Source organism: Streptomyces sp. NPDC037290 (genome assembly GCF_055603245.1).
Genome location: NZ_JBVJVZ010000002.1, coordinates 891,815 through 914,742, shown reverse-complemented (window position 1 = coordinate 914,742; position 22,928 = coordinate 891,815). Strand labels below are relative to the sequence as shown.

Below are 22,928 nucleotides of genomic sequence, written 5' to 3'. Positions count from 1 at the left end.
GACCTGCTGGTCAGGATTGCGCAAAGGCGCCCGCGGCGCTCAGCGGGCGGGCCGCATCTCGGCGGTGAGCGCCCAGCGTTCGTGGTCGCGCCAGGCGCCGTCGATGTAGATCATGTTCGGTGAGAAACCCTCCTTGCGGAACCCGGCACCCCGGGCGAGCGCGATCGAGGCGGTGTTCTCGGGCTGCGCGTTGATCTCCAGCCGGTGCAGCCCCAGCGGGCCGAAGGCGTACCCGATGACCAGGTCGAGGCCCTCGCGCATCAGGCCGCGCCCGGCGGCGTGTGCGAAGGCCCCGTAGCCGAGGGCGCCGCACTGGAAGCCGCCGCGCACGATGTTGTTGATGTTGATGTACCCGGCCATGTCCCCGCTGTCCCTCTCGCACACCAGGAAGCCGGCCTTGCTCGGGTCGTCGAGCAGCCGGCCGGCGTAGGCGGCGTAGGCCTCGTCGGTGTCCGGCGGGAACAGCCAGGGCCGGTGCAGGTCCTTGCTCTCCCGGGTCCGTGCGGTGAACTCGGGCCCGTCCTCGGGGGTGAAGTGACGGATGGCCACGCGGGGACCCTCGGCCAGGTAGTGGGGTGCGGTGTGCGGCATCCGGCCAGCGTACGGCGTCCCGGCCCGCACGTGCACCGGAACTGCCGCCGGGGCGACTCAGCCGCCGACGACCGGCAGCCGCAGCACCCCGGTGTCCCCGGGCGCGCTGACCACGGTCACCGGCTTGATCCCCCGGTAGCCGAAGTAGGCGTCGTCGCTCGCCGCGATGACGAACCGCAGCCGGTGGCCGGGCGCGTAGCGGTGCACGATGCCCGGCAGGGTGACGGTGAAGCTCTTGGTCACGTCGGGGACCCGGACCGGTGCGACCAGCCGGTGGACCAGCGTCTGGGTGCCGTCGGGCGCGACGTCGTAGAGCTTGGCGAACAGCACCAGCCGGTCGGCGGCGTCGCCGGAGTTCTGGGTGCGTTCGGCTGTCGGGGAGACGACCCGGAGGGTGGCCTGCGGGGCGCCGGCGAGATCGAGGTTCCTGGTGAGGGGAGCGCCGGTCCAGGCGAGGTAGGTGCCCTGGGTGTCGTACGGTGCCGGGTCGGGCAGGCCGACGGATCCGGTCAGGGAGCTTTCCGAATGGCTCGTGGGGACGACCGAGTTGGTGTAGCTGCGGCTTCCGCGGGCGACCTCGGCGCGGTCGTCGACGAGTGTGCCGTCCCCGGAGAGGTAGAGGGTTCGGCTGGGGGCGGGGACCTGGTCGGCGGTGGCGTAGGTGTGGGCCGGGTCGGTGATCCAGTCCCGGTAGTAGGCGAAGGCGGGGCCGGTGGCGGTGGTCCGGTCCTGCTTCAGGTAGTGGTCGAACCAGGCGAGGATGCGCCGGCCGACGTAGCTGGCCTCCAGGGTGCCCTGGGCCATGTTGAGTTCGCCGGGCGCGGGGTCGGTCATGCCGCCGCTGTGGCCCCAGGACTGCCAGATCAGCGCGGCCGGGGTGCCCTGGGCCCTGAGCGTGCGGTAGCTGGCCGTCGCCTCGTTGAGGTTGAACAGGCTGTCGGCCTGGCCCTGGACGAGCAGGGTGGGGGCGTGGACGCGGGGGAGGTAGGTGGTCGGCGAGACGCTGCGGGCGTAGGCGAGCAGCCGGGCGGTGCGGTCGGCCGGGTAGCTGCCGGAGTTGAGGGTGCGGACGGTGTCGCACACGTCGGAGACGAAGTGCAGGCAGGCCAGCGAGTTGATCCGGGACGGATCGAGGTTCGGGACGGTCAGCGGCTGGCTCTCGCCGGCCAGGTAGAAGCCGTTGGTCCACTGCCACTTGAAGGCGCCGGGCACCTGGGGGGCGCCGACGGCGTTGTTCGGGTCCAGGGAGTAGACGAGGTCGTTCCAGGTGATGAGCGGGACGAGGGCGTCGACGCGGTGGTCGACGGAGGCGGTGGCCAGCTGGATCGCGCCGCCGTAGGAGCCGCCGATCATGCCGACGCGGGGGTCGCCGGGGGCGTCGAGGGTGACGAAGTCGGCGCGGGTGCCGTTGTCGGCGGTGCGCCTGCCGCTGAGGAAGTCGACCAGCTGGGAGGCGGCCCTGCCGTCGATGCGGGGGTCGTCGAGGGAGATCAGGCAGCCGGTGTGGCCGAAGCCGAGGCCGGAGTAGACGAGGGCGACGTAACCGCGCTCGGCGAAGTCCTTGCCGATGGCGTCGGTGGAGCCGTCCGACTTGCTGCCGCCGAAGCCGTTGGTGCCGAGGACGGCGGGCGCGGGGTGGGCGTGGTCGGCGCCGGCGGGCCGGTACAGGTCCGCGTCGACCGTACAACTGCGGTCGCCGGCCCGGACGGTGAAGGTCAGCGGGGTGACGGTGTACCGGCCGCTCGCGCGGGCCGGGCCACCGGTGAGCGCGAGGGACGCGGTGAGGGCCGCGCCGAGGAACGCGGCCAGGGCCCTGCGTCCGGATCCGGCCGGCTGCGGGCGGCGGGTCCTGCCGGCCGCGTCGAGCGGGATCCGGTGCGTGCGGCCGCCGGGCGGAGGAGGGAGTCGATGCGACGGGGGTGCCCCCGCGCGGCTGAAGCCGGGCCCGGGCGAGTCGCCGGGTGACGACGACGCGGCGGAGGCGCGTGCCAGGGCCCGCGGCACCGGCACGATCCGGAAGAGGGGTCCAAGGGCGGCACGGGAGCGGGACGCGCGGCGGCGCGCAGGTCGGGGCACACGTCGGGGCACGGGGTCCTCCACACTGAGGCACACGGATACCGACCAGTAGGTCTGGCCGAGGAGCATGCTGTGACACGTGTCAGGCGCGGGTCAATCCGCGCGCAGGGGGTTTCTTGACGGAGATTCAGTGGACGCGGTCAGCGCAGTGCGGGCTCGTCGAGCGTCAACGTGGCTGCCTCCGCGTCGAGTTCGGCCGCGACGCCGAAGGGTATCGTCAGCGCGCCCGCGCAGTGGCCGAAGCCGAACTCCTCCACCACCGGTACGCCGAGCGCGCCCAGCCGGTCGGCCAGCAGCGGCCGTATCCCGGCGTACCCGGAGCAGGCCTCCCAGGAGCCGAGCAGCACCCCGCGCACCTCTTCCAGCCAGCCCGCGCGCAGGAGCTGGGTGAGATACCGGTCCAGCCGGTACGTCTCCTCCCCCACGTCCTCCAGGCACAGCAGCCCGCCCGCCGCCGAGGCCCGCGCGTGCGGCGTGCCGAGTTCCGCGGCGAGCAGGCACAGACAGCCACCGAGGGTGACCCCGCGGGCCCGGCCGGGCACCAGGGCCGTACCGCCGGAGGCGATGGTACGGACGGTCTCGGGGGCGAACAGCGTGGCCCGCAGGTGCTCCTGCGCCCGGGCGTTCTTGACGAAGTCGACGCCGGCCGCCATCGGGCCGTGGAGCGTGGCGAGTCCGAGGCGGGTGGCGAAGGCCTCGTGCAGGACGGTGACGTCGCTGAAGCCGACGAAGACCTTCGGCCCGGCGGCCCGCAGGGCGTCCCAGTCCAGCAGGTCGATCATGCGCTGCGCCCCGTACCCGCCGCGGGCGCACAGCACCGCGTCCACCGCCGGGTCGCACCAGGCGTTCTGCAGGTCGGCGGCGCGGTCGGCGTCGGTGCCGGCCAGATAGCCGAACTCGGGGTGCCGGTCGAGGACATGGGGTGCGACCACCGGGTCGAGATCCCAGCCGCGCAGCACGTCGAGCCCTGCCTGGAGCCGCTCTTCGGGCACCGGCCCGCTGGTGGCGACGACGGCCACCCGGGCGCCCGGGGCCAGTCGTCTCGGCCGCGTCAGTTCCTTCACGTGTGCAGCTCCAGTCTCGGGACACCGGGCACGTCCAGCCCGAACACCTGGGCGTACAGGGAGATTTCGGCCTCCAGGGCGCGGATCATCGTATCGGCCCGCCGGAACCCGTGTCCTTCCCCCTCGAAGGTGATATAGGCGTGCGGCAGGCCACGGCCCGCGATCCGGGCGAGGAAGCGTTCACACTGGACGGGCGGGCAGATCACGTCGTCCAGGCCCTGGAGCAGCAGGAACGGCACGGTGATCCGGTCGGCGTGCGCGGTCGGCGAGCGCTCGGCGTACCGGGCCGGCACCTCGGCGAGCGGGCCGACCAGCGACTCCAGGTAGCGGGACTCGAAGTCGTGGGTCTCCCCCGGGCCCCAGGTGGAGAGGTCGAGGACCGGGTAGACGATGGTGCCGCAGGCGTAGATGTCGGTCGTGGCCAGGGAGGCGGCCGAGGTCCAGCCTCCCGCGCTGCCGCCGCGGATCGCGAGCCGGTCCGGGTCGGCGGTGCCCTCCGCGGCGAGGGCGCGGGCGACGGCCGCGCAGTCCTCGACGTCGACCACACCCCACTGCTCGCGCAGCCGCTCGCGGTAGGCCCGGCCGTATCCGGTGGAACCGCCGTAGTTCACCTCCGCGACGCCGATGCCCCGGGAGGTGAAGTAGGCGATGGTGAGGTCCAGGACGAGCGGCACCCTGCTGGTCGGTCCGCCGTGCGCCCAGATGACGTACGGCGGCGCCGCGCCGTCGGGGGCGGTCCGGCCGGGGTGGTGCGGCGGGTGGACGTGGGCGTGCACCTCGCGGCCGTCCGGGCCGGTGAAGGTGCGGATCCGCGGCTCGGGGTAGTAGGCGGGGTCGACGGCGTCCCGGTGCCGGGCGCCGATGGCGCGGGCCCGGCCGGTCGCGGTGTCCAGCTCGACCACTTCGTAGGCGGTGCGCGGGCTGGCGCCGACGCCGACGACACGACCGCCGTGGACGGCGAGGGTGGCGCCGAACTCGGTCCACGGTCCGGCGGCGTCGACGATCTCCCCGGATTCCGGATCCAGTATCCCGAGTACGGTCGACCCCCGACCGTGGACGACCGCGACCAGCCCGGTGTCCAGCGGCGCGAACCAGCGCAGGCCCGGCTTCCACAGCGGGCCGGCGAACTCCTCCTCGCGCGGGCACAGCGGGATGCCGTCCCGGTACAGGTTCCACCAGCCGCTGCGGTCGCTCGCATACAGAAGACGGTTGTCCGCCGACCATTCGGCCTGCGCGATCGCCTCCTGCGGCCCACCCGCGACCGTGTCGACCGCATACAGTGTGCCGTCGGCGCGGATCTCGGCGACGAGCAGTTCTGTTCCCTCCCACGGCATGCGCGGATGGTCCCAGGCGAGCCAGGCCGCCCGGCGGCCGTCGGGCGAGACGCGCGGGCCGGTGACGAACCGGTGCCGGCCGTCGGTGAGTTCACGCACGGCGGACCGGTCCCCGGCGGCGGAACCGTCCAGGGGTACGGCCGCCAGGACCCGCCGTACGTCCGAGGGGCCGTCCCCGGTGAACTCCTCCAGCACGCACCACACCTCGCCGCGCGCGAGGTCCAGGTGGGGGTCCGCCCAGCGCAGTCCCGCGCCGACCGGGGAGAGCGGGGTCAGCGGGCGCGGTTCGCCGCCGGGCTCGTACCGGTACAGCCGCTGGTCGGCGAAGTGCGTGAACACGACGAGCGGTCCGTCGCCGCCCGCCGCCCCGGTCCAGGGCCGGCCGCCGTACTCGACCACCCGGTTGCGCACGTTCCACGGGGCGGGCAGCACGGTCTCCTCCGTGCCCTCGGCCGTGCGCCGCACCAGCGCCCTGCGGCCGCCCTCGGCCGGCCGGGGCTCGGTCCACCACACCTCGTCCCCGGCGAAGCCCACCCATTCCGGCTGCCCGTCGTGCGCGGCGGCCAGCGCCGCGTCGACGGGCGACGGCCACGATCCGTACGGCGAGGTCCGCACCGTCTCCCCCATCCCCTAGGCGGTCCGCAGGAAGCGGTCGAGCACCCGGACGCCGAACTGCAGCGCCTCGACGGGCACCCGCTCGTCCACGCCGTGGAACAGCGCCTGGTAGTCGAGGTCCTCGGGCAGCTTCAGCGGGGTGAAACCGTAGCCGGTGATCCCGAGGCGGGAGAACTGCTTGGCGTCCGTGCCGCCCGAGATGCAGTACGGCACCACGTGCCCGTCCGGCGCGAACTCCGCAACGGCGGCCCGCATCCCGGCGAAGGTCGGCGAGTCCACCGGCGCCTGCAGGGCCACCTCCCGGTGTGCGAACTCCCAGTGGACGTCCGGCCCGGTCAGGCGGTCGAGGGTGGCGGTGAACTCCTCCTCCGTGCCGGCCAGATAGCGTCCGTCGACGTAGGCCACCGCCTCGCCCGGGATGACGTTCAGCTTGTAACCGGCGTTCAGCATGGTGGGGTTGGCGCTGTTGCGGACGGTCGCCGCCACCAGCTCGGCGGACGGGCCCAGCTTCTCCAGCAGCCGGTCCACGTCCGTGAAGTCGGGCTCGATGCCGTTCAGGGCGGCGAGTGAGGCGAGCGCGGCCCGCACGGTCGGGGTCAGCCTCAGCGGCCACTCGTACTCACCGATCCGGGTGACGGCGGCGGCGAGCCGGGTGACCGCGTTGTCCTTGTTCACCTTCGAGCCGTGCCCGGCCCGGCCGCGCGCGGTGAGCTTCAGCCAGCCGGTGCCCCGCTCCCCCGCCGCGATCGGGTAGATCTGCCGGCCGGCGCCGTCGTGGAAAGTGAACGCTCCCGACTCGCTGATGCCCTCGGTGCAGCCCTCGAACAGCTCGGGATGCTCGTCGGCGAGGAAGCCGGATCCGTCCTCGGCGCTGGCCTCCTCGTCGGCGGTGAACGCGACGACGATGTCCCGGCGGGGCCGCACGCCCTGCCGGGCCCAGCCGCGGACGACCGCGAGGATCATCGCGTCCATGTTCTTCATGTCGACGGCGCCCCGCCCCCACACCACCCCGTCGCGGATCTCGCCGGAGAACGGGTGCACGCTCCAGTCGGCGGCCTCGGCGGGCACCACGTCGAGGTGACCGTGGAGCAGCAGCGCGTCGGCGGACGGGTCGGTGCCCTCGATCCGGGCGACGACGTTGGTACGGCCCGGCGTCCGCTCCAGCAGCAGCGGCTCCACGCCCGCACCGGCCAGCCGCTCGGCCGCGTACTCGGCGGCGGGCCGCTCCCGGCAGTCCCCGCCGCCCCGGTTGGCGGTGTCGATGCGGATCAGGCCGGAGGTGAACTCCACCACCTCGTCCAGGGCCTGCCGGTCGGCCTGCTGGTCACCCATACTGCTCCTCCACGGCGGCAGAGACGATCGTGGTGACCGCCTTGAACGTCCTGATGCCCTCGTACATCGTGGCGCTGGTGTACGCCACCTTCCGCTCCCCGATCCGGGCGACCCCGGGCACGACGGTGGCGGCCATCGCCAGGTGCTCGGCGTCGAACTCCACGGCGACCGTGAACGGCCCGTCCTGTGCGGGTGCGTGACGGACCGCCAGCTGCGCGGCCTCCTTGGCGGCGGCCCGGATGTCGGCGGCGGTCCGCGCCGGGGTGCGGCACACCGCCGCGTACCGCGACACATGGTCCTTGACGGCGACCTTCAGCGCCTCGGGCGCGTAGCCGAGCGCGTCCTCGCAGGCCACGTCGTCACCGGTGACGAGGACGACGGGGACGCCGTACTCGGCGACGACGTGCGCGTTGAGCAGGCCCTCGCTGGCGCGGACGTCGTTCAGCCACACACCGGTGATCTGGTTCGCGAGGTAGGTGTGGGCGAGGACGCCCTCCATCCCCGCGCCCGCGTGGTAGCCGACGAACGCGACGCCGTCCACGTCGCCGTGCTGCACGCCCTCCACCATGGACAGCGCCTTGTGCCGTCCGGTGAGCATCTCGACCCGCTCGTCGAGCCGCTCGAGGAGCAGATTGCGCATGCTCCAGTGGGCCTCGTTGACGAGCACCTGGCCGGCGCCGCCGTCGAAGAAGCCCTCCACGGCGGCGTTCACGTCCGAGGTGAACATCGACCGGCACCGCTCCCACTGCGGCGTCCCCGGCAGCACGTCGGCCGGCCAGGTGACGCCCGTGGCCCCCTCCATGTCGGCACTGATGAGGATCTTCATGCTGCGTCACGTTACGCGTCGAGGCGCGGCCAGGCTACGACCCCGGCGAACCCGTTCCGGGCAGCGCAGCGGGGTGTGCGGGCGGCGGGCCGCACATCCCGCGGGGCCTACGCCCGAGCCAGGACGAACCAGCGGGCCGGCAGGTCGATGCGGGTGCCGTCGGACAGGTTCTCGGTCTGCGGCAGGACCGTCTCGCCGTCGGCGAGGACCTTCAGGCCGGCCTCGCCGAGCAGCCGCGGGATCTCCTCGTCGTCGGCGTCGGCGGGCTTGAGCCCGTGGTGGAAGACCCGCCGGAGCTTGGGCCCCGGGCCGTCCGGTCCGGACGCCGCGCGCTTGAGGACGTGCCGGGAGCCGGAGGTGAGTTCGGCGACGAACGCGCGGCCCTCGCTGCCGAGGAGCTCGGCGACGGCGGCCGCGACCGCGGGCCGCGCCTCGGGTTCGCTCTGGTGGATGACGGCCCGCATGTAGACGTTGACGTCGCCAAGCCGCTCGTGCAGGGCGCGCACGGCATCGCCGTCGGTGAGGTCGAGCTGCTGGAACTCCACGGAGTCGCCCGGTGTGGCGCGGCGGGCGTGCTCGACGGCGGCGTGCGAGAGGTCGACGCCGACGGCTTGCGCGAACCGGGTGGCGAGGTACCGGGTCTGGGTGCCGTTGCCGCAGCCGAGGTCGACGATGGTGCGCGCCGGGTCCGCGTGGGGCAGCAGCAGCGCGCTGTGCGGTTCGGCGGACAGGGCGGGATCGCAGTCCCAGATCGCCTCGCCCGCCTCGTCGGAGGTCTCGCTCCAGTAACTCTCCCAGTTGCTGCGGTACTTGTCCGAGACGTTCATGCGATCTCCCACGGTTCGGTTCCGTGATCGGGATATCGCGGGGACCCACGGCGGGGCAAGGGGCGCGCGGCCACCTTCACCGGATGTACGGACGCCGGACCACGCCGGGGGCGCACAGCGGTAAGCTGCACGCCCCTTCTGGTCATCTTCCGGTGATGGTCTGTTCGAACCACACGGTCTTACGGTGCCCGGTGGCGCTGGCGCCCCACTCCCGGGCCAGCCGGCTCACCACGCGCAGGCCGCGGCCCGACTCGTCGCCGGGGCCGGCGCTCACCATGGCGGGCAGGCCCGGTTCGTCGTCGGTGACCTCGAACAGCAACGCGTCGGTGCGGACCACGCGCAGCCCGACCGGCTCGCTCTGGGCATGCCGGACGGCGTTGGTGACGACCTCGCTGACCAGCAGCTCAGCGGTCTCCACAGCGTGCGGCAGCCCCCAGGCGAGGAGCTGTCCGCGGACCTCGCGGCGGGCCCGGGAGACCTCGCGCGGGTCGGCGTCGAGCCGCCATTCGGCGACGTGGTCGTGGGGGATGCCGTTGAGGCGGGCCATGAGGAGGGCGACGTCGTCCTTGCGGCCGCCGCGGGTGTTCAGGGCGCGGATGATGGTGTCGCAGGCGTCGTCCATGGAGGCGGCGGGGTGCGCGGCGGACTCGCAGAGCGCGGCGAGGCCCTCGCCGATGTCGGAGCCCCGCACCTCGACCAGTCCGTCGGTGCACAGCACCAGCCGGTCGCCGGGCCTGACCGTGATCCGGGTGGCCTCGAAGGGGACGCCGCCGACGCCGATGGGGGCGCCGGTGGGCAGCTCGAGGAGTGCACTGCTGCCGTCCTCGGCGTGGACCAGCACGGGTGGGATGTGGCCGGCGTTGGCGAGGTGCAGTTCGCCGCGGATCGGGTCGTACACGGCGTACAGACACGTGGCGAGGTAGTTGTCGCCGAGCCTGCGGGCCAGGTCGTCGAGGTTGCGCAGCAGCTGGGCGGGCGGCGTCTCCATGGTGGCCATGGTCTGCACGGCCGTGCGCAACTGTCCCATCATCGCGGCCGAGTTGAGCCCGTGCCCCATCACGTCGCCGACGACGAGGGCGGTGCGCGAGCCGGGCAGTTTGATGGTGTCGAACCAGTCGCCGCCGATCCGGCCGAGCCGGGTGCCGGGCAGATAGCGGGTGGCGACGTCACAGCCGGCCATCCGGGGGCTGACCTGCGGGAGCATGCTGTCCTGCAGGGTGTCGGCGACGTTCTCCTGGTAGGTGTACATGCGGGCGTTGTCGAGCACGAGGCCCGCCCGGGCGGCGAGTTCGGCACCGGTGGTGCGGTCGATGTCGTCGAAGGCCTGGCGGTCCGGGCGGCGCATCAGCACCATGAAGCCGAGGACGACGTTACGGGCCTTGAGCGGGACGATCAGCAGGGAGCGCCCGCCGATGAGCGGCCTGAGGTCCCGCTTCTCGAACTCCCCGGAGATGCGCTCGCTCAGCTCCTCGGTGACGCGTGGGATGAGCACCGGTTCGCCGGTGACCATGCACTTGTAGAACGGGGTGTGTTCGGGGAAGGCGAAGGCCTCGCCCACGGGCACGGTGTCGTCCCAGCGGCCCGGTTCGTCGTTGTGCTCGACCCACACGCGGAACATCACCGTGTGCGCGTCCGGCGGACCGTCCGGGAAGCCCTCGCCGGCAAGGACGGCCGCGCGCAGATGGGTGCCCGCGAAGTCCGCGAACCGGGGTACGGCGGCGCTGGTGACCTCGCGGATGGTCGCGCCGAGGTCCAGGGAGGAACCGATCGCGGAGCTGACCTCGTTGAGGAACTCCAGCCGCTCGCGCACGGCGGTGTACTCCAGGTCCTGTTCGGCGCCGTGCGGGACCACGGTGACCGCCGTGCGCCGCTGCTGCTGCGGTACGGCGGGCTCGGTGCGGGTGCGTCCGGGGCGGCGGGGCACGCCCCAGTACGGCGTGACGGGCACCCGGTCGAACTGGCTGAACTCCAGGACGGGATAACCCAGTTCGAGCACCTGGGAGACGATGCGGCCGCTCGGTCCCGGACCCATGTTGGGCAGGATCTCGGGCAGCCGCCGCTCCAGTTCCTCGAAGGCGGGCAGCTCGGTGTGGCGGGCGAAGCCGGGCGAGATGCGTTCGGCGGTCTCGTCGTCGTATCCGCGCTCGTCGCGCAGCCGGGTGGCGTCGGCGGCGAGCACGAGCAGCCGGGACGGTCCGGGGCCGATCAGCGGGTAGGCCCACCACAGCACGTCGAGCCGCTCGCCGGACGGTTCGTGCGGGTGCGGGAAGAGACGGGCGCGGCCGGCGGTGGCGTAGGCGGTCTGCCCGTCGAGGGATGCCTCCAGGTCGGGGCCGACCGCGCCGTACTCCTCGTACGCGTCCGGCATCGCGTCGCCGCGCAGGTCCTCGGGGAGGGCGCCGGAGACGGGCAGCAGGTCGGCCGCGGCACGCCCGACGGCGTCCTCCCTGTCCACGCCGAACAGGCGCCGCGCGCCGCTGCTCCAGTGGGACACCAGGCCCTCGCGGTCGACGACGACCACGGCCAACGGAATCCGGCCCGCCGCGCTGCCGACGCCGCGCCCGGGAGGTGTGTCCCGCTCGCTGCCACGGTCCATGGCCCAGGCCCTCTCTCCCCACGGCTGTACGCAAACGATCTGTGCCGCCCGCCACTACGGTACGGCGGCGTCCGGTCGCGATGTGTGGCAATCCCGGAATTGGTTTCACCGGATCGCACCGGCGCGCAGCTCAGCGCCCTGCGCGCGCCCCCGCTCAGTCCTCGTGGCCCAGTTGGAGGTCCCGTTCGGTACGGCCCCCGCCCGCGACCTGGAGCACGGTGGCGACCGGCGGGTAACCGGCGGCGATGACGGTGTACTCGCCGGACGAGAGGTCGACGAACCGGAATGTTCCGTCCGCTGGGGTGGTGAGGGTGTCGACGACGTTCCCGGCGGCGTCGAGCAGCGTCACGCGCGCGTCCTGCACGGGCCGTCCGCCGCTCGCCCGGACGGTGCCCTTCAGCACGGCGCCGCCCGCGAGTTCGACGTCCTGCCGGGTCTCCCGGGATGCCTGCACGGTGACCGGGAGGGCGGCCGGGCGGAAGGCGGGGGCGCTGGCGGCGAGCGTGTACTCGCCGGCGACCAGCTCGGTGATGACGTAACCGCCCTCACGGCCGCTGCGGGTCGTGGCGACGACCTCGCCGTGCACGTTGGTGAGGGTGACGGTGGCGTCGCGCACCGGGCTGCCGTCGGCGGTGAGCACGCTGCCGGCGAGGCGCCCGGCGCCGCCGAGGACGACGTCGAGTTCGACGGGCCGTTCGCCGACGGTGACGGAGACGGCCTGCGGCTGGTGGCCGCCGGCGGCGGCGATGAGCACGTACGACCCCGAGCCGGGCGTGCTGAGCGCGTACCGCCCGTCCTCGCCGCTCGCACCCCGGCCGATCTGCGCTCCGGCGACGTCGATGAGGGTGAGCGCCGCGCGGGGCACCACGGTGCCGTCGGGGTGCTGCACTGTGCCGCAGACGGGGATGCCGGCGGCGTGCGGGGAACGCGCCTGGGGGATCGGCGTGTTGGGGGGCGCTGTGCCGGGCTCGGTTTCGGTGGTGTGGTGGGACACCAGTGGTTTCTCCTTGAGGAAGAAGGCGATGAGCGTGCCGAGGACGAGCACCGGGACGAGGTAGAGGAAGATCCGGGGCATCGCGTCGGCGTAGGCGCGGACGTAGGCGTCGCGCAGGGCCGGCGGCAGCGCGTGGACGAGCTGCGGGGTGATGGACTCGGCGTCGGGCAGCCGGGAGCCGGTGCGCGGCGGCAGTTGTCTGCGCAGGGCGCCGGTGAGCCGGTTCGCGAAGAGGGTGCCGAAGACCGCGGCGCCGACACTGCCGCCGATCTGCCGGAAGTAGTTGTTGGCGCTGGTGGCGGTGCCGAGGTCGGCGGGCCGCACGGAGTTCTGCACGGCGAGGACGAGGACCGGCATCACCATGCCGATGCCGGCGCCGAGGACGGCCATCCAGATGCTGTAGTGCAGCCGGGGCGTGTCCACTTCGAGGCGGGACAGCAGCCACATGCCCGCGGCGGAGACGGCGCCGCCGAGCACCGGGTAGATCTTGTAGCGGCCGGTGTGGCTGATGAGCTGCCCGCCGATGACGGAGGCGCCGACGATCCCGGCCATCATGGGCAGCATCAGGAGCCCGGACTCGGTGGCGCTGGCCCCGTCGACCATCTGCAGGAAGGTCGGCAGGTAGCTGGCGGCGCCGAACAGGGCGACGCCGATCACGAGGCCCACCAGGCCGGAGACGGTGAAGACGGAGTCGCGGAACAGCCGCAGCGGGATGAGCGGTTCGGCGGCGAAGCGCTCGGCGGCGAGGAAGAGGACGACGGCGGCGAACGCGCCGGCGCCGAGCCCGGTGATCTGCCGGGAGCCCCAGGCGTACTCGGTGCCGCCCCAACTGGTCAGCAGGACCAGGCAGGTGGAGGCGACGGCCAGCAGCAGCGCGCCGAGGACGTCGAGGCGGCCACGGCTGAGCGGCTTGGGGAGCTTCAGGACGAGGGTGACGACGGCCAGGGTGACCAGGCCGAAGGGGACGTTGACGTAGAAGCACCAGCGCCAGGAGAGGTGATCGGTGAAGTAGCCGCCGAGCAGGGGTCCGGCGACGGAGGCGAGACCGAAGGCGGCGCCGATCAGGCCCATGTAGCGGCCGCGCTGCCGGGGCGGCACGATGTCGGCGATGATCGCCTGCACGCCGATCATGAGTCCGCCCGCGCCGACCCCTTGGAGTGCGCGGAAGGCGACCAGCTGGTCCATGGTCTGCGCCCGGCCGGCGAGTGCGGAGCCGACGACGAAGACCGCGATGGCGAACTGGAAGACGCCCTTGCGCCCGAACAGGTCGCCGAGCTTGCCGTACAGGGGCAGGCCGATGGTGGAGGTGAGCAGATAGGCGGTGATCGCCCAGGACATCCGGTCCAGGCCGTGCAGTTCGCCGACGATCTTCGGCAGCGCGGTCGCGACGATCATCTGGTCGAGCGCCGCGAGCAGCAGGGCGAGCATCAGCCCGAAGAACACCAACCGCACGCGGGGCGCACCGAGTTCTCCGGCCCCGGCCGGTGGGTCCGCGGGTGCGCCCGGCGGCGCCGTGAGCGGCTCGTCCCGCATCAGAGTCGTCCCGCTCACGTACCGCTCCCCTCGCCGCACCTGTCACATTTCCCGCGTAAGGCGACAACTGCGAACAACTTCGGCGAGTTACGGCACGGTTCGGGACGAGCGGGAGGTCCACTCGAACCGGTGAAGGGGGCGCGCCCGGGGCTCAACCCCCCTTCACGGTCCCGGGGTTCGGGTCTACTTCTCGACCTCGGCGGCCAGCCTGGCGAGCACGGCGTCGTAGATGCGGCCGAGGCCCTTGGGGGCGAAGGTCTTCTCGAAGAAGCCGCCGATGCCGCCGGCACCCTTCCAGGTGGTGGTGACGACGACCCGGGACTTCCCCTCCCCGGCGGGGGTGACGCGCCAGGTGGTGACCATGGAGGAGTTGCGGTCCTTCTCGACCAGCTCACCGTCGGTGGGCTCGCTGACCTCCAGGAGGCAGTCGCGCACGCGCTTGCTGGTGGCCTGGAGCTTCCAGTGGACGAGGGTGCCCTCGCCGTCGCCGCCTTCGCGGACCTCGTACTCGCTGAAGTGCTCGGGCAGCAGCTTCTGCCGTGTGCCGCGGTAGTCGGCGAGGGCGTCGAACACCTTCTCCGCGTCCGCCGCGACGACCCGCTCCGTAGTGGCCTCGACCTGCGCCATTGCGTTCCTCCAGGACCTGGTTTCTCGGGGTTGGGGCAAGCCAACCACCCCGGTGCCCGGCCACCCAAATCGGGGGGCGCGTCAGGGGCCGACGGCCCAGGTCGCACGATCATGGGAACAGATGTTCTATTGTGTGGCGCAGTGCTACCGAGGAGGCGTCATGCGCTGGGAGAACCTCACAGGGGAGAGCGAACACGGCCGGGCCGGGACCGCACTGTTCGGCGCGGACGCCGTCGTCAGCCGCACCTTCGACACGCCCGAGTTCCGCGGGATCACCTTCCACGAGGTCCGGGCGCGCTCGGTGCTGAACCGGGTGCCGGGCGCCTCGCGCATGCCGTTCGAGTGGACCGTCAATCCCTACCGGGGCTGCACGCACGCGTGCGTCTACTGCTTCGCCAGGAAGACGCACAGCTATCTGGACCTCGACACCGGCATCGGCTTCGACACCCAGATCGTGGTCAAGGTGAACGCGCCCGAGGTGCTGCGCCGCCAGCTCGCCTCCCGCCGCTGGCAGGGCGACCACGTGGCGATGGGCACGAACGTCGACTGCTACCAGCGCGCCGAGGGCCGCTACCGGCTGATGCCGGGCATCATCGGCGCCCTGACCGAGCACGCCAACCCGTTCTCGATCCTCACCAAGGGCACCCTGATCCTGCGCGACCTGGACCTGCTGGTGCGGGCGGCCGAGGTGACGGACGTGGGCATCTCGGTCTCCGTCGGCTTCCTCGACACGGAGCTGTGGCGCACGGTGGAGCCGGGCACCCCCGCACCGGAACGGCGGCTGGACGTCGTGCGCACCCTGGGCGAGCACGGCATCGGCTGCGGGGTGCTGATGGCGCCGGTGATCCCGTTCCTGAGCGACCATCCGGCCCAACTGCGCGCCACGGTGCAGGCGATAGCGGCGGCCGGGGCCACCTCGGTGACCCCGCTGACGCTGCACCTGCGCCCCGGCGCGCGGGAGTGGTTCATGGCCTGGCTCGGCAGGCACCATCCGCACCTGGTGCGCCGCTACGAGCGGCTGTACGCGGAGGGCGCCTACGCGCCCAAGTGGTACCAGCGCCGGATCACCCGTCAGGTGCACGAGCTGGCGCAGGAGTACGGCATCGGACCCACGCGCGCGGCTCTGGCCCGCCGGATCCGCCCGGCGGAACCCGCCGACGCGTCGGAGCCGACCCAGCTCACACTCCTGTAACCGATCCCGGCCGACGCTCCCGCAGACACATGGACCGTCCCCGGAGTGCGGGCGTTCGAGGGCTTCGGGCAACCCAAACGGGTCAACTATGCCTATAAGGCGTTCTTCAGAGTCCTGATACCGGGACGATGCGGCGAGAGGGGTGACCCTCGCGGTCCGCCGACACCTCCGTCCCGGGAGGACGCATGAGAACACGCGCAGCCGTGCTGTGCGCAGCCGCCGCCGTGCTGGCGGGCTCGGTCACGGGTCTGCCGGCGCAAGCCGCCCCGGCCGCCCCCGGCGCGCGGCTCACCTGGCAGAAGTGCGGCACCGACGACTATCCGACCCTCCAGTGCGCCTCCCTGAGAGTGCCGCTGGACCACGCGGACCCGTCGGGCCGGCAGATCACGCTCGCGCTCTCCCGCGTCCCGCACACCGCGCAGACCTCCCAGGGCCCGTTGCTGGTCAACCCCGGCGGACCCGGCGGCAGCGGCCTGGACCTCGCCGGACTCGTCGCCTCGTCACTCCCCCGGGACGTCGCGGCGCAGTACGACGTCATCGGCTTCGACCCGCGCGGGGTCGGCGCGAGCAGCCCGGCCCTCGACTGCGCGCCCGGGCACTTCAAGGCGGTGCGCCCGGACACCGTGCCCGCCACGGCCGCGCTGGAGCGGACGAACCTCGACCGCGCGCGGTCCTTCGCCGCCGCCTGCGGCCGCAAGTACGCCGACGTGCTGCCGTACATCGACACGGTCAGCACCGTGCGCGACATGGACCTGATCCGCACGGCGCTCGGCGCGCCACGGATCAGCTACTTCGGCTACTCCTACGGCACCTACCTCGGCGCGGTGTACGCGAAGCTGTACCCGGAGCGGGTCCGCCGCCTGGTGCTGGACTCGATCGTCGACCCGACCGGTGTCTGGTACCAGGACAACCTCGGCCAGGACCACGCCTTCGACGACCGCCACCGTGCGCTGATGGCCTGGATCGCCCGGTACGACTCGGCGTACCACCTCGGCAAGGACCCCCAGAAGGTCGAGGCCGCGTGGTACGCGATGCGGGCGGCGCTGGCGAAGCAGCCGGCCGGCGGCAAGGTGGGCGCCTCGGAACTGGAGGACACCTTCATCCCGGGCGGCTACTACGACGGCTACTGGCCCGACCTCGCCGAGGCGTTCGCGGCGTACGCGCGCGACAAGAGGACCGGGCCGCTGGTGGAGGCGTACGAGAACCTCGGTGCCGTGCACGGCTCGGGCGACAACGGCTACAGCGTCTACTCGGCGGTGCAGTGCCGGGACACCTCCTGGCCCGGGGACTGGCAGCAGTGGCGCGCGGACGCCTGGGCGGTGTACACCAAGGCGCCCTTCATGGCCTGGAACAACCTCTGGTACAACGCGCCGTGCGCGTTCTGGCCGACCGCGAAACGCAAGCCGGTGGACATCACCAACGCCAAGCTGCCGCCGGTGCTGCTGTTCCAGGCGACGAACGACGCGGCCACGCCGTACACCGGCGGTGTCACCGTCCACCGGCTGCTCGCCGGCTCCAGCCTGGTGGTCGAGGAGGGCGGCGGCAACCACGGCGTCACGCTGAGCGGCAACGCCTGCCTGGACCGTTATCTGGCCGCCTATCTGACGGACGGCCGGGTCCCGCGGGGCACGGGGATCACCGACGCGGTCTGCGCGAAGGCCCCCGACCCGAAGCCCCCGGCCACGGCGAAGGTGACGTCGGCCGCTGCGCGGGGCGCGGCCCTGCACCGCTTGCTGGGTTTCCGCCGCTAGGGCCTCCGGGCCGCACCGGAGCCCGGCCGCGGCCCGCGCGCTCCGTCACTTCGCCTTCTCCTTCTGCTCCGGGATCCGTGCCAGCGCGTGCACCGCCGCCTCGGCCAGGGCCGGGTGGGCCAGGGCCTCGGTCAGGACCCGGCGGGCGCGGGGGTCGCCCAGGGTGCCGAGGCCCTCCACGCAGGCGAGGGCGACCCGGCGGTACGGGTCGTGCGGGCGCAGCCGGCGTTCCAGGGTGGTGATCAGGGCGGGCACGGACTCGGGGGCGTGCAGCTCGGTCAGCAGGCGGACCGGGTGCAGGGCGTAGGCGACGCGGAGTTCGTTGGTGGCGAGGGCGGCGGCCGCGCGGGCCGTGCGGGGGTCGCCCAGGCGGGCGAGGGCGTAGGCAGCGGAGGCGCAGCGCGGGGGGTCGCGGTGATTGAGGAGGAGCACCAGGGACTCGAAGGCGCGCCGGTCGCCCGCGAGGCCGAGCCGGAACGCGGCCAGTTCCCTGGCCCACAGCGGCTGTCCGGGCGCGGTGAGCACCTCCGCGAGTTCGTCGTGGTCCTCGGTCGCCAGCAGCCGGTCGTACGCCGCCGAGCCGCGCGACTCCTGCCGTGAGCGCTCCGTGAGTGATCGCAACTCTTCGTCCACGAACTCCAGCGTAGGGGCGTCGCGGGGGACGAGGGAGCCACATCACAAAGTCCGGCCGGACTCAGGGCTGGCGCGCTCGTTACTGGCCGGTTAAGCTCAGACGAGCGAGTTACCCACTCGCACTTCCGCTGGCGACGGTTTGGTGACGCAGCCGTCGTGAGCGTTGTCGGTTCGGTACGTCGTGTACCGCAGTACGACCCGGCTCCGGGACAGGGCCGGTCGGATTCCCTGCCGTTTGCCGCTCGTGGGCGTGTGCATCGCCCGTGGCACCGGCAGCACCGGGCGTGTGCGCTCGTAGCCCGGCAACACCCGCACTCCTTTCCGCTCCGCGGTGCGCCCCTCAGGTGCACCCGGCGCGCTCCTCGTCGTCACCCTCATTCCTGGAGTCCCGCGATGGCCACTCCCCTGTCCCCCCAGTCCACGCTCAAGACGATCGCCGTCGTCGGCCTCGGCACCATGGGCACCGGCATCACCGAGGTCCTCGTGAAGGCCGGCCGCGAGGTGATCGGCATCGACATCAGCGAGGCCCAGGCCGCGAAGTCGCTCGCCGCCCTGGAGGCCTCCACCGCCCGCTGTGTCGAGCGCGGCCGGCTCACCGAGCAGGAGCGCACCGCGGCGCTGGCCCGGGTCCGCACCGCAACCGACCTCACCGCGGCGGCCGACGCCGACCTCGTCATCGAGGTGGCCCCGGAGTCGTACGAGATCAAGCACCAGATCTTCCGCGAACTGGACCGTGTCGTCCGCCCCGAGACGATCCTGGCCACCGGCACCAACGCCCTGTCGGTCACCCGCCTCGCCGCCGACTCCGCCCGCCCCGAACGGGTGCTGGGCCTGCACTTCTTCAACCCGGCGCCGGCGATGAAGCTGGTCGAGGTGGTCTCCTCGGTGCTGACCGCGCCGCAGGCCGTCGCCGCCGTCACGGACCTCGCGATCGAGCTGGGCAAGGAGCCGGTCGCGGTCGGCGACCGCCCGGGCTTCGTCGCGGACGGTCTGCTCTTCGGTTACCTCAACCAGGCCGCCGCGATGTACGAGGCGCGCTACGCCTCCCGCGAGGACATCGACGCGGCGATGCGGCTCGGCTGCGGTCTGCCGATGGGCCCGCTGGCGCTGCTGGACCTGATCGGCATCGACACGGCTCGTACGGTCCTCGAGGCCATGTACGCCGAGTCCCGCGACCGGCTGCACGCCCCGGCCCCGATCCTGAAGCAGCTCAGCGAGGCGGGCCTGACCGGACGCAAGTCCGGGCGCGGCTTCTACACCTACGCGGCGCCGGGCAGTGCCACGGTGGTGCCGGACGCGCTCACCCCGGACGCGAACGGAGCGACGGCTCAGGGCCGCGAAGTCCACTCGGTGGGCGTCGCCGGCTCGGGCACCATGGCGTCCGGCATCGCCGAGGTGTTCGCCAAGGCGGGCTACGACGTCGTGCTGGCCGCCCGCAGCGCGGAGAAGGCCCAGACCGCCAAGGCCCGTATCGGCAAGTCGCTTTCACGCTCTGTCGACAAGGGCCGGCTGACCGCCGAGGCCGCCGCACAGATCCTGGACCGGATCACGCCGGCGGGCTCGTACGACGCCTTCGCCGAGGTCGACCTGGCCGTCGAGGCGATCGCCGAGGACCTGGAGATCAAGCGGCAGCTGTTCGCCACGCTGGACAAGGTCTGCAAGCCCGGCGCGGTCCTCGCCACCACCACCTCCTCGCTGCCCGTCGTCGCCTGCGCCCGCGCCACCTCGCGGCCGCAGGACGTGATCGGCATGCACTTCTTCAACCCGGCGCCGGCGATGAAGCTGGTCGAGGTCGTGCGGACGGTGCTGACAGCGGACGAGGTCCACGCGACCGTCCGCGAGGTCTGCGGGAAGATCAAGAAGCACGCGGTGGACTGCGGCGACCGGGCCGGCTTCATCGTGAACGCGCTGCTGTTCCCGTACCTCAACAACGCGATCAAGATGGTCCAGGAGCACTACGCGTCCCTGGACGACATCGACGCGGCGATGAAGCTCGGCGGCGGCTACCCGATGGGCCCCTTCGAGCTGCTGGACGTGGTCGGCCTGGACGTCTCGCTGGCCATCGAGAAGGTCCTGCACCGGGAGTTCCGCGACCCCGGCCTCGCCCCGGCGCCGCTGCTGGAGCACCTGGTGGCCGCGGGCTGCCTCGGCCGCAAGACCGGCCGTGGCTTCCGCGAGTATGCCCGCCGCTGACGGCGCCGGCGACTGGTCCCACGCGGAGACGGACTGGGGCGGACTGCTCGGCCCCTCGGACGCTCCCCCGCCCTGCTGGGGCGGGGGCGGCTCCGGGGGCGGGGGAAACCCCTCACCCGCGCACCGAACTGCGCACATGCAGTACGTTCGGGTCATGTCCCAGCCCGCCAAGTCCTCACGTACACCAGCTACGCCCGACGCGCCGGAAAGTGCCGCAGGCAGTCGCGCCGCCGCCCAGCGGCTCAAGATGCGCCGAGAACTGGCGGCCGCAGCCATGGAGCTGTTCGCGACCAAGGGGTACGAGGCGACCACCGTCGACGAGATCGCGGCCGCCGCCGGGGTCGCCCGCCGCACCTTCTTCCGCCACTTCCGCTCCAAGGAAGAGGCGATCTTCCCCGACCACGACGACACGCTGATCCGCGCCGAGGCGGTCCTCAACGCCGCCCCCGCGCACGAGCACCCGCTCGACACCGTGTGCCGCGGCATCAAGGAAGTCATGAAGATGTACGCGGCGCGCCCGGAGATCTCCGTCGCCCGCTACAAGCTCACCCGCGAGGTGCCGACCCTGCGGGAGGCCGAGATCGCCTCGGTGGCCCGCTACGAGCGCCTGTTCACCCGCTATCTGCTCGGCCACTTCGACGAGCACGCCCACGCCGACGACGCCAACGACGACCCGTTGCTGGCCGAAGTGGCCGCCTCCGCCGTCGTCACCGCCCACAACCACGTGCTGCGGCGCTGGCTGCGGGCGGGCGGCCAGGGCGATGTGGAGGCGCAGCTCGACCACGCCTTCGCGATCGTGCGGAAGACGTTCGGCACCGGCATCGGCGCGGGACGGAGTTCGGCCCCCAGGCCGGCCGCCACCGCCCCGGCGACGGCCTCGGCGCACGGTGAGGTGCTCGTCACGGTCGCCCGCACCGACGCTCCGCTGGACGAGGTCATGCGGACCATCGAGGAGGCACTGAAGGAGCGCTGAGGCGCACCCGTTCGTTGTGATCACGGCCACCCTTCGGGGTGGCCGTTTTGCCATGTCAGGGCCCGTTTTCGAGCGGATTTCAGGCCCCGTTCGATCGATCATCGCTCATTTGTTACGTAAAGATTTCATCTGAGGCCAAGTTCTGGCACTCAGTGCCTTGTCACCTGACACGCGGTGTCATACGTTGAAGGTGTCCGGGCGGCCGGCGAGCAGAGACCGTTCGCTCGCCGGCTGTCCCCGCAAGCCGATGCGCTTGCGCGCCCGGACGCCTGCGTCACAGGCAACCTCCCGCGCCACAAAGCGCTGCCGAAGCACCACAGAGCCGAACCGACGGCATCCCCGAAAACCCTCAGCAGCACTCTCAGCAGCAGCACCGACGATCCCCCAGCGCCCCTCCCTCAGGGCGCTCACCGCCGGAGGCAACACCGTGACCGTGAAGGACATCCTGGACGCGATCCAGTCGAAGGACGCCACGTCCGCCGACTTCGCCGCCCTGCCGCTCCCCGACTCGTACCGCGCGATCACCGTGCACAAGGACGAGACGGAGATGTTCGCGGGCCTCGAGACCCGCGACAAGGACCCGCGCAAGTCGATCCACCTCGACGAGGTGCCCGTGCCGGAACTCGGCCCGGGCGAGGCCCTGGTGGCCGTCATGGCCTCCTCGGTCAACTACAACTCGGTGTGGACCTCGATCTTCGAGCCGCTGTCCACGTTCGGGTTCCTTGAGCGCTACGGCAAGGTCAGCGAGCTCACCAAGCGGCACGACCTGCCGTACCACATCATCGGATCCGACCTCGCGGGCGTCGTCCTGCGCACCGGCCCGGGTGTCAACGCCTGGAAGCCCGGTGACGAGGTCGTCGCGCACTGCCTGTCCGTCGAGCTGGAGTCGAGCGACGGCCACAACGACACGATGCTCGACCCCGAGCAGCGCATCTGGGGCTTCGAGACCAACTTCGGCGGCCTCGCCGAGATCGCGCTCGTCAAGTCCAACCAGCTGATGCCGAAGCCGGCCCACCTCAGCTGGGAGGAGGCCGCCGCCCCCGGCCTGGTGAACTCCACCGCCTACCGCCAGCTGGTCTCCCGCAACGGCGCGGCGATGAAGCAGGGCGACAACGTGCTGATCTGGGGCGCGAGCGGCGGCCTCGGCTCGTACGCCACGCAGTTCGCGCTGGCCGGCGGCGCCAACCCGATCTGCGTCGTCTCCAGCGACCAGAAGGCGGACATCTGCCGGTCCATGGGCGCCGAGGCGATCATCGACCGCAACGCCGAGGGCTACAAGTTCTGGAAGGACGAGCAGACCCAGGACCCCAAGGAGTGGAAGCGCTTCGGCAAGCGCATCCGCGAGCTCACCGGCGGCGAGGACATCGACATCGTCTTCGAGCACCCCGGCCGCGAGACCTTCGGCGCCTCGGTCTTCGTCACCCGCAAGGGCGGCACCATCACCACCTGCGCCTCGACCTCGGGCTACATGCACGAGTACGACAACCGCTACCTGTGGATGTCCCTGAAGCGGATCATCGGCTCGCACTTCGCCAACTACCGCGAGGCCTGGGAGGCCAACCGCCTCATCGCCAAGGGCAAGATCCACCCGACCCTGTCGAAGACGTACGCCCTCGAGGACACCGGCCAGGCCGCCTACGACGTCCACCGCAACCTGCACCAGGGCAAGGTCGGCGTGCTCTGCCTCGCGCCCGAGGAAGGCCTCGGCGTGCGCGACGAGGAGATGCGCGCCAAGCACATCGACGCCATCAACCGCTTCCGGAACGTCTGA

The 22,928-nt window shown here is 72.4% G+C and carries 16 protein-coding genes; 5 read left to right on the top strand and 11 right to left on the bottom strand.

Annotated features, from left to right (window positions below; genetic code table 11):
* Positions 1–39 precede the first annotated feature (39 nt).
* The 10 genes from ACZ7HQ_RS09860 to ACZ7HQ_RS09815 form a co-directional block, all read right to left on the bottom strand.
* Positions 40–591, bottom strand: a complete 552-nt coding sequence (locus tag ACZ7HQ_RS09860) for a GNAT family N-acetyltransferase (protein WP_470986880.1) — start codon at positions 589–591, stop codon at positions 40–42.
* Positions 592–648: 57 nt separating this feature from the next.
* A complete protein-coding gene (locus tag ACZ7HQ_RS09855) occupies positions 649–2,400 on the bottom strand; it encodes a CocE/NonD family hydrolase (protein WP_470987141.1) in 1,752 nt (583 codons plus the stop codon).
* A 407-nt stretch (positions 2,401–2,807) separates the two neighbouring features.
* Positions 2,808–3,731 (bottom strand): S66 peptidase family protein, encoded by a 924-nt coding sequence (locus ACZ7HQ_RS09850; protein WP_470986878.1) that lies wholly within the window; start codon positions 3,729–3,731, stop codon positions 2,808–2,810.
* On the bottom strand, positions 3,728–5,692 hold the full coding sequence (locus ACZ7HQ_RS09845; protein ID WP_470986876.1) for a prolyl oligopeptidase family serine peptidase: 1,965 nt from the start codon (positions 5,690–5,692) through the stop codon (positions 3,728–3,730). Before ACZ7HQ_RS09845 ends, ACZ7HQ_RS09850 begins: the two co-directional genes overlap by 4 nt.
* Positions 5,693–5,695: 3 nt before the next feature.
* On the bottom strand, positions 5,696–7,012 hold the full coding sequence (locus ACZ7HQ_RS09840) for a M20/M25/M40 family metallo-hydrolase (protein ID WP_470986874.1): 1,317 nt from the start codon (positions 7,010–7,012) through the stop codon (positions 5,696–5,698).
* Positions 7,005–7,838 (bottom strand): M55 family metallopeptidase, encoded by an 834-nt coding sequence (locus tag ACZ7HQ_RS09835; RefSeq protein ID WP_470986872.1) that lies wholly within the window; start codon positions 7,836–7,838, stop codon positions 7,005–7,007. The genes ACZ7HQ_RS09840 and ACZ7HQ_RS09835 overlap by 8 nt, the downstream gene beginning before the upstream one ends.
* Positions 7,839–7,945: 107 nt before the next feature.
* Positions 7,946–8,665 (bottom strand): class I SAM-dependent methyltransferase, encoded by a 720-nt coding sequence (locus ACZ7HQ_RS09830; RefSeq protein ID WP_470986870.1) that lies wholly within the window; start codon positions 8,663–8,665, stop codon positions 7,946–7,948.
* 142 nt (positions 8,666–8,807) lie between these two features.
* Positions 8,808–11,261 (bottom strand): ATP-binding SpoIIE family protein phosphatase, encoded by a 2,454-nt coding sequence (locus tag ACZ7HQ_RS09825; RefSeq protein ID WP_470986868.1) that lies wholly within the window; start codon positions 11,259–11,261, stop codon positions 8,808–8,810.
* 154 nt (positions 11,262–11,415) lie between these two features.
* Positions 11,416–13,806, bottom strand: coding sequence for an MFS transporter (locus ACZ7HQ_RS09820; protein ID WP_470986866.1), 2,391 nt, complete (start codon positions 13,804–13,806; stop codon positions 11,416–11,418).
* Between the two features lie 165 nt (positions 13,807–13,971).
* Positions 13,972–14,415 (bottom strand): SRPBCC family protein, encoded by a 444-nt coding sequence (locus ACZ7HQ_RS09815; protein ID WP_153545860.1) that lies wholly within the window; start codon positions 14,413–14,415, stop codon positions 13,972–13,974.
* A gap of 160 nt (positions 14,416–14,575) precedes the next feature.
* Here ACZ7HQ_RS09815 and ACZ7HQ_RS09810 point away from each other — a divergent pair, with 160 nt between their 5' ends.
* A complete protein-coding gene (locus tag ACZ7HQ_RS09810) occupies positions 14,576–15,607 on the top strand; it encodes an Rv2578c family radical SAM protein (protein WP_470986864.1) in 1,032 nt (343 codons plus the stop codon).
* 185 nt (positions 15,608–15,792) lie between these two features.
* Positions 15,793–17,358 carry an alpha/beta hydrolase gene (locus ACZ7HQ_RS09805; protein WP_470986862.1) on the top strand — a complete coding sequence of 522 codons (1,566 nt, stop codon included), beginning with the start codon at positions 15,793–15,795 and terminating at the stop codon, positions 17,356–17,358.
* Positions 17,359–17,403: 45 nt separating this feature from the next.
* Here ACZ7HQ_RS09805 and ACZ7HQ_RS09800 read toward each other — a convergent pair whose 3' ends face one another.
* Positions 17,404–17,991: an adenylosuccinate lyase gene (locus tag ACZ7HQ_RS09800; protein ID WP_470986860.1), complete on the bottom strand. Its 588-nt coding sequence runs from the start codon at positions 17,989–17,991 to the stop codon at positions 17,404–17,406.
* Positions 17,992–18,384: 393 nt separating this feature from the next.
* On the opposite strand from ACZ7HQ_RS09800, the gene ACZ7HQ_RS09795 reads away from it, so the two are divergent.
* The 3 genes from ACZ7HQ_RS09795 to ccrA all read left to right on the top strand — a co-directional run bounded on the left by ACZ7HQ_RS09795 (position 18,385) and on the right by ccrA (position 22,928).
* Positions 18,385–20,184, top strand: coding sequence for a 3-hydroxyacyl-CoA dehydrogenase family protein (locus ACZ7HQ_RS09795; RefSeq protein ID WP_470986858.1), 1,800 nt, complete (start codon positions 18,385–18,387; stop codon positions 20,182–20,184).
* A 154-nt stretch (positions 20,185–20,338) separates the two neighbouring features.
* Entirely contained in the window at positions 20,339–21,157 is an 819-nt protein-coding gene (locus ACZ7HQ_RS09790) for a TetR family transcriptional regulator (RefSeq protein ID WP_470986856.1), read from the top strand.
* A 433-nt stretch (positions 21,158–21,590) separates the two neighbouring features.
* Entirely contained in the window at positions 21,591–22,928 is a 1,338-nt protein-coding gene (gene ccrA / locus ACZ7HQ_RS09785; RefSeq protein WP_470987140.1) for a crotonyl-CoA carboxylase/reductase, read from the top strand.

What these genes read in the sequence shown, in the direction of transcription:
- ACZ7HQ_RS09860 (WP_470986880.1), bottom strand. Translation starts at nt 591, where the DNA reads ATGCCGCACACCGCACCCCACTACCTGGCCGAGGGTCCCCGCGTGGCC.
- ACZ7HQ_RS09845 (WP_470986876.1), bottom strand. Translation starts at nt 5,692, where the DNA reads ATGGGGGAGACGGTGCGGACCTCGCCGTACGGATCGTGGCCGTCGCCC.
- ACZ7HQ_RS09840 (WP_470986874.1), bottom strand. Translation starts at nt 7,012, where the DNA reads ATGGGTGACCAGCAGGCCGACCGGCAGGCCCTGGACGAGGTGGTGGAG.
- ACZ7HQ_RS09835 (WP_470986872.1), bottom strand. Translation starts at nt 7,838, where the DNA reads ATGAAGATCCTCATCAGTGCCGACATGGAGGGGGCCACGGGCGTCACC.
- ACZ7HQ_RS09830 (WP_470986870.1), bottom strand. Translation starts at nt 8,665, where the DNA reads ATGAACGTCTCGGACAAGTACCGCAGCAACTGGGAGAGTTACTGGAGC.
- ACZ7HQ_RS09825 (WP_470986868.1), bottom strand. Translation starts at nt 11,261, where the DNA reads ATGGACCGTGGCAGCGAGCGGGACACACCTCCCGGGCGCGGCGTCGGC.
- ACZ7HQ_RS09815 (WP_153545860.1), bottom strand. Translation starts at nt 14,415, where the DNA reads ATGGCGCAGGTCGAGGCCACTACGGAGCGGGTCGTCGCGGCGGACGCG.
- ACZ7HQ_RS09810 (WP_470986864.1), top strand. Translation starts at nt 14,576, where the DNA reads ATGCGCTGGGAGAACCTCACAGGGGAGAGCGAACACGGCCGGGCCGGG.
- ACZ7HQ_RS09805 (WP_470986862.1), top strand. Translation starts at nt 15,793, where the DNA reads ATGAGAACACGCGCAGCCGTGCTGTGCGCAGCCGCCGCCGTGCTGGCG.
- ACZ7HQ_RS09795 (WP_470986858.1), top strand. Translation starts at nt 18,385, where the DNA reads ATGGCCACTCCCCTGTCCCCCCAGTCCACGCTCAAGACGATCGCCGTC.
- ACZ7HQ_RS09790 (WP_470986856.1), top strand. Translation starts at nt 20,339, where the DNA reads ATGTCCCAGCCCGCCAAGTCCTCACGTACACCAGCTACGCCCGACGCG.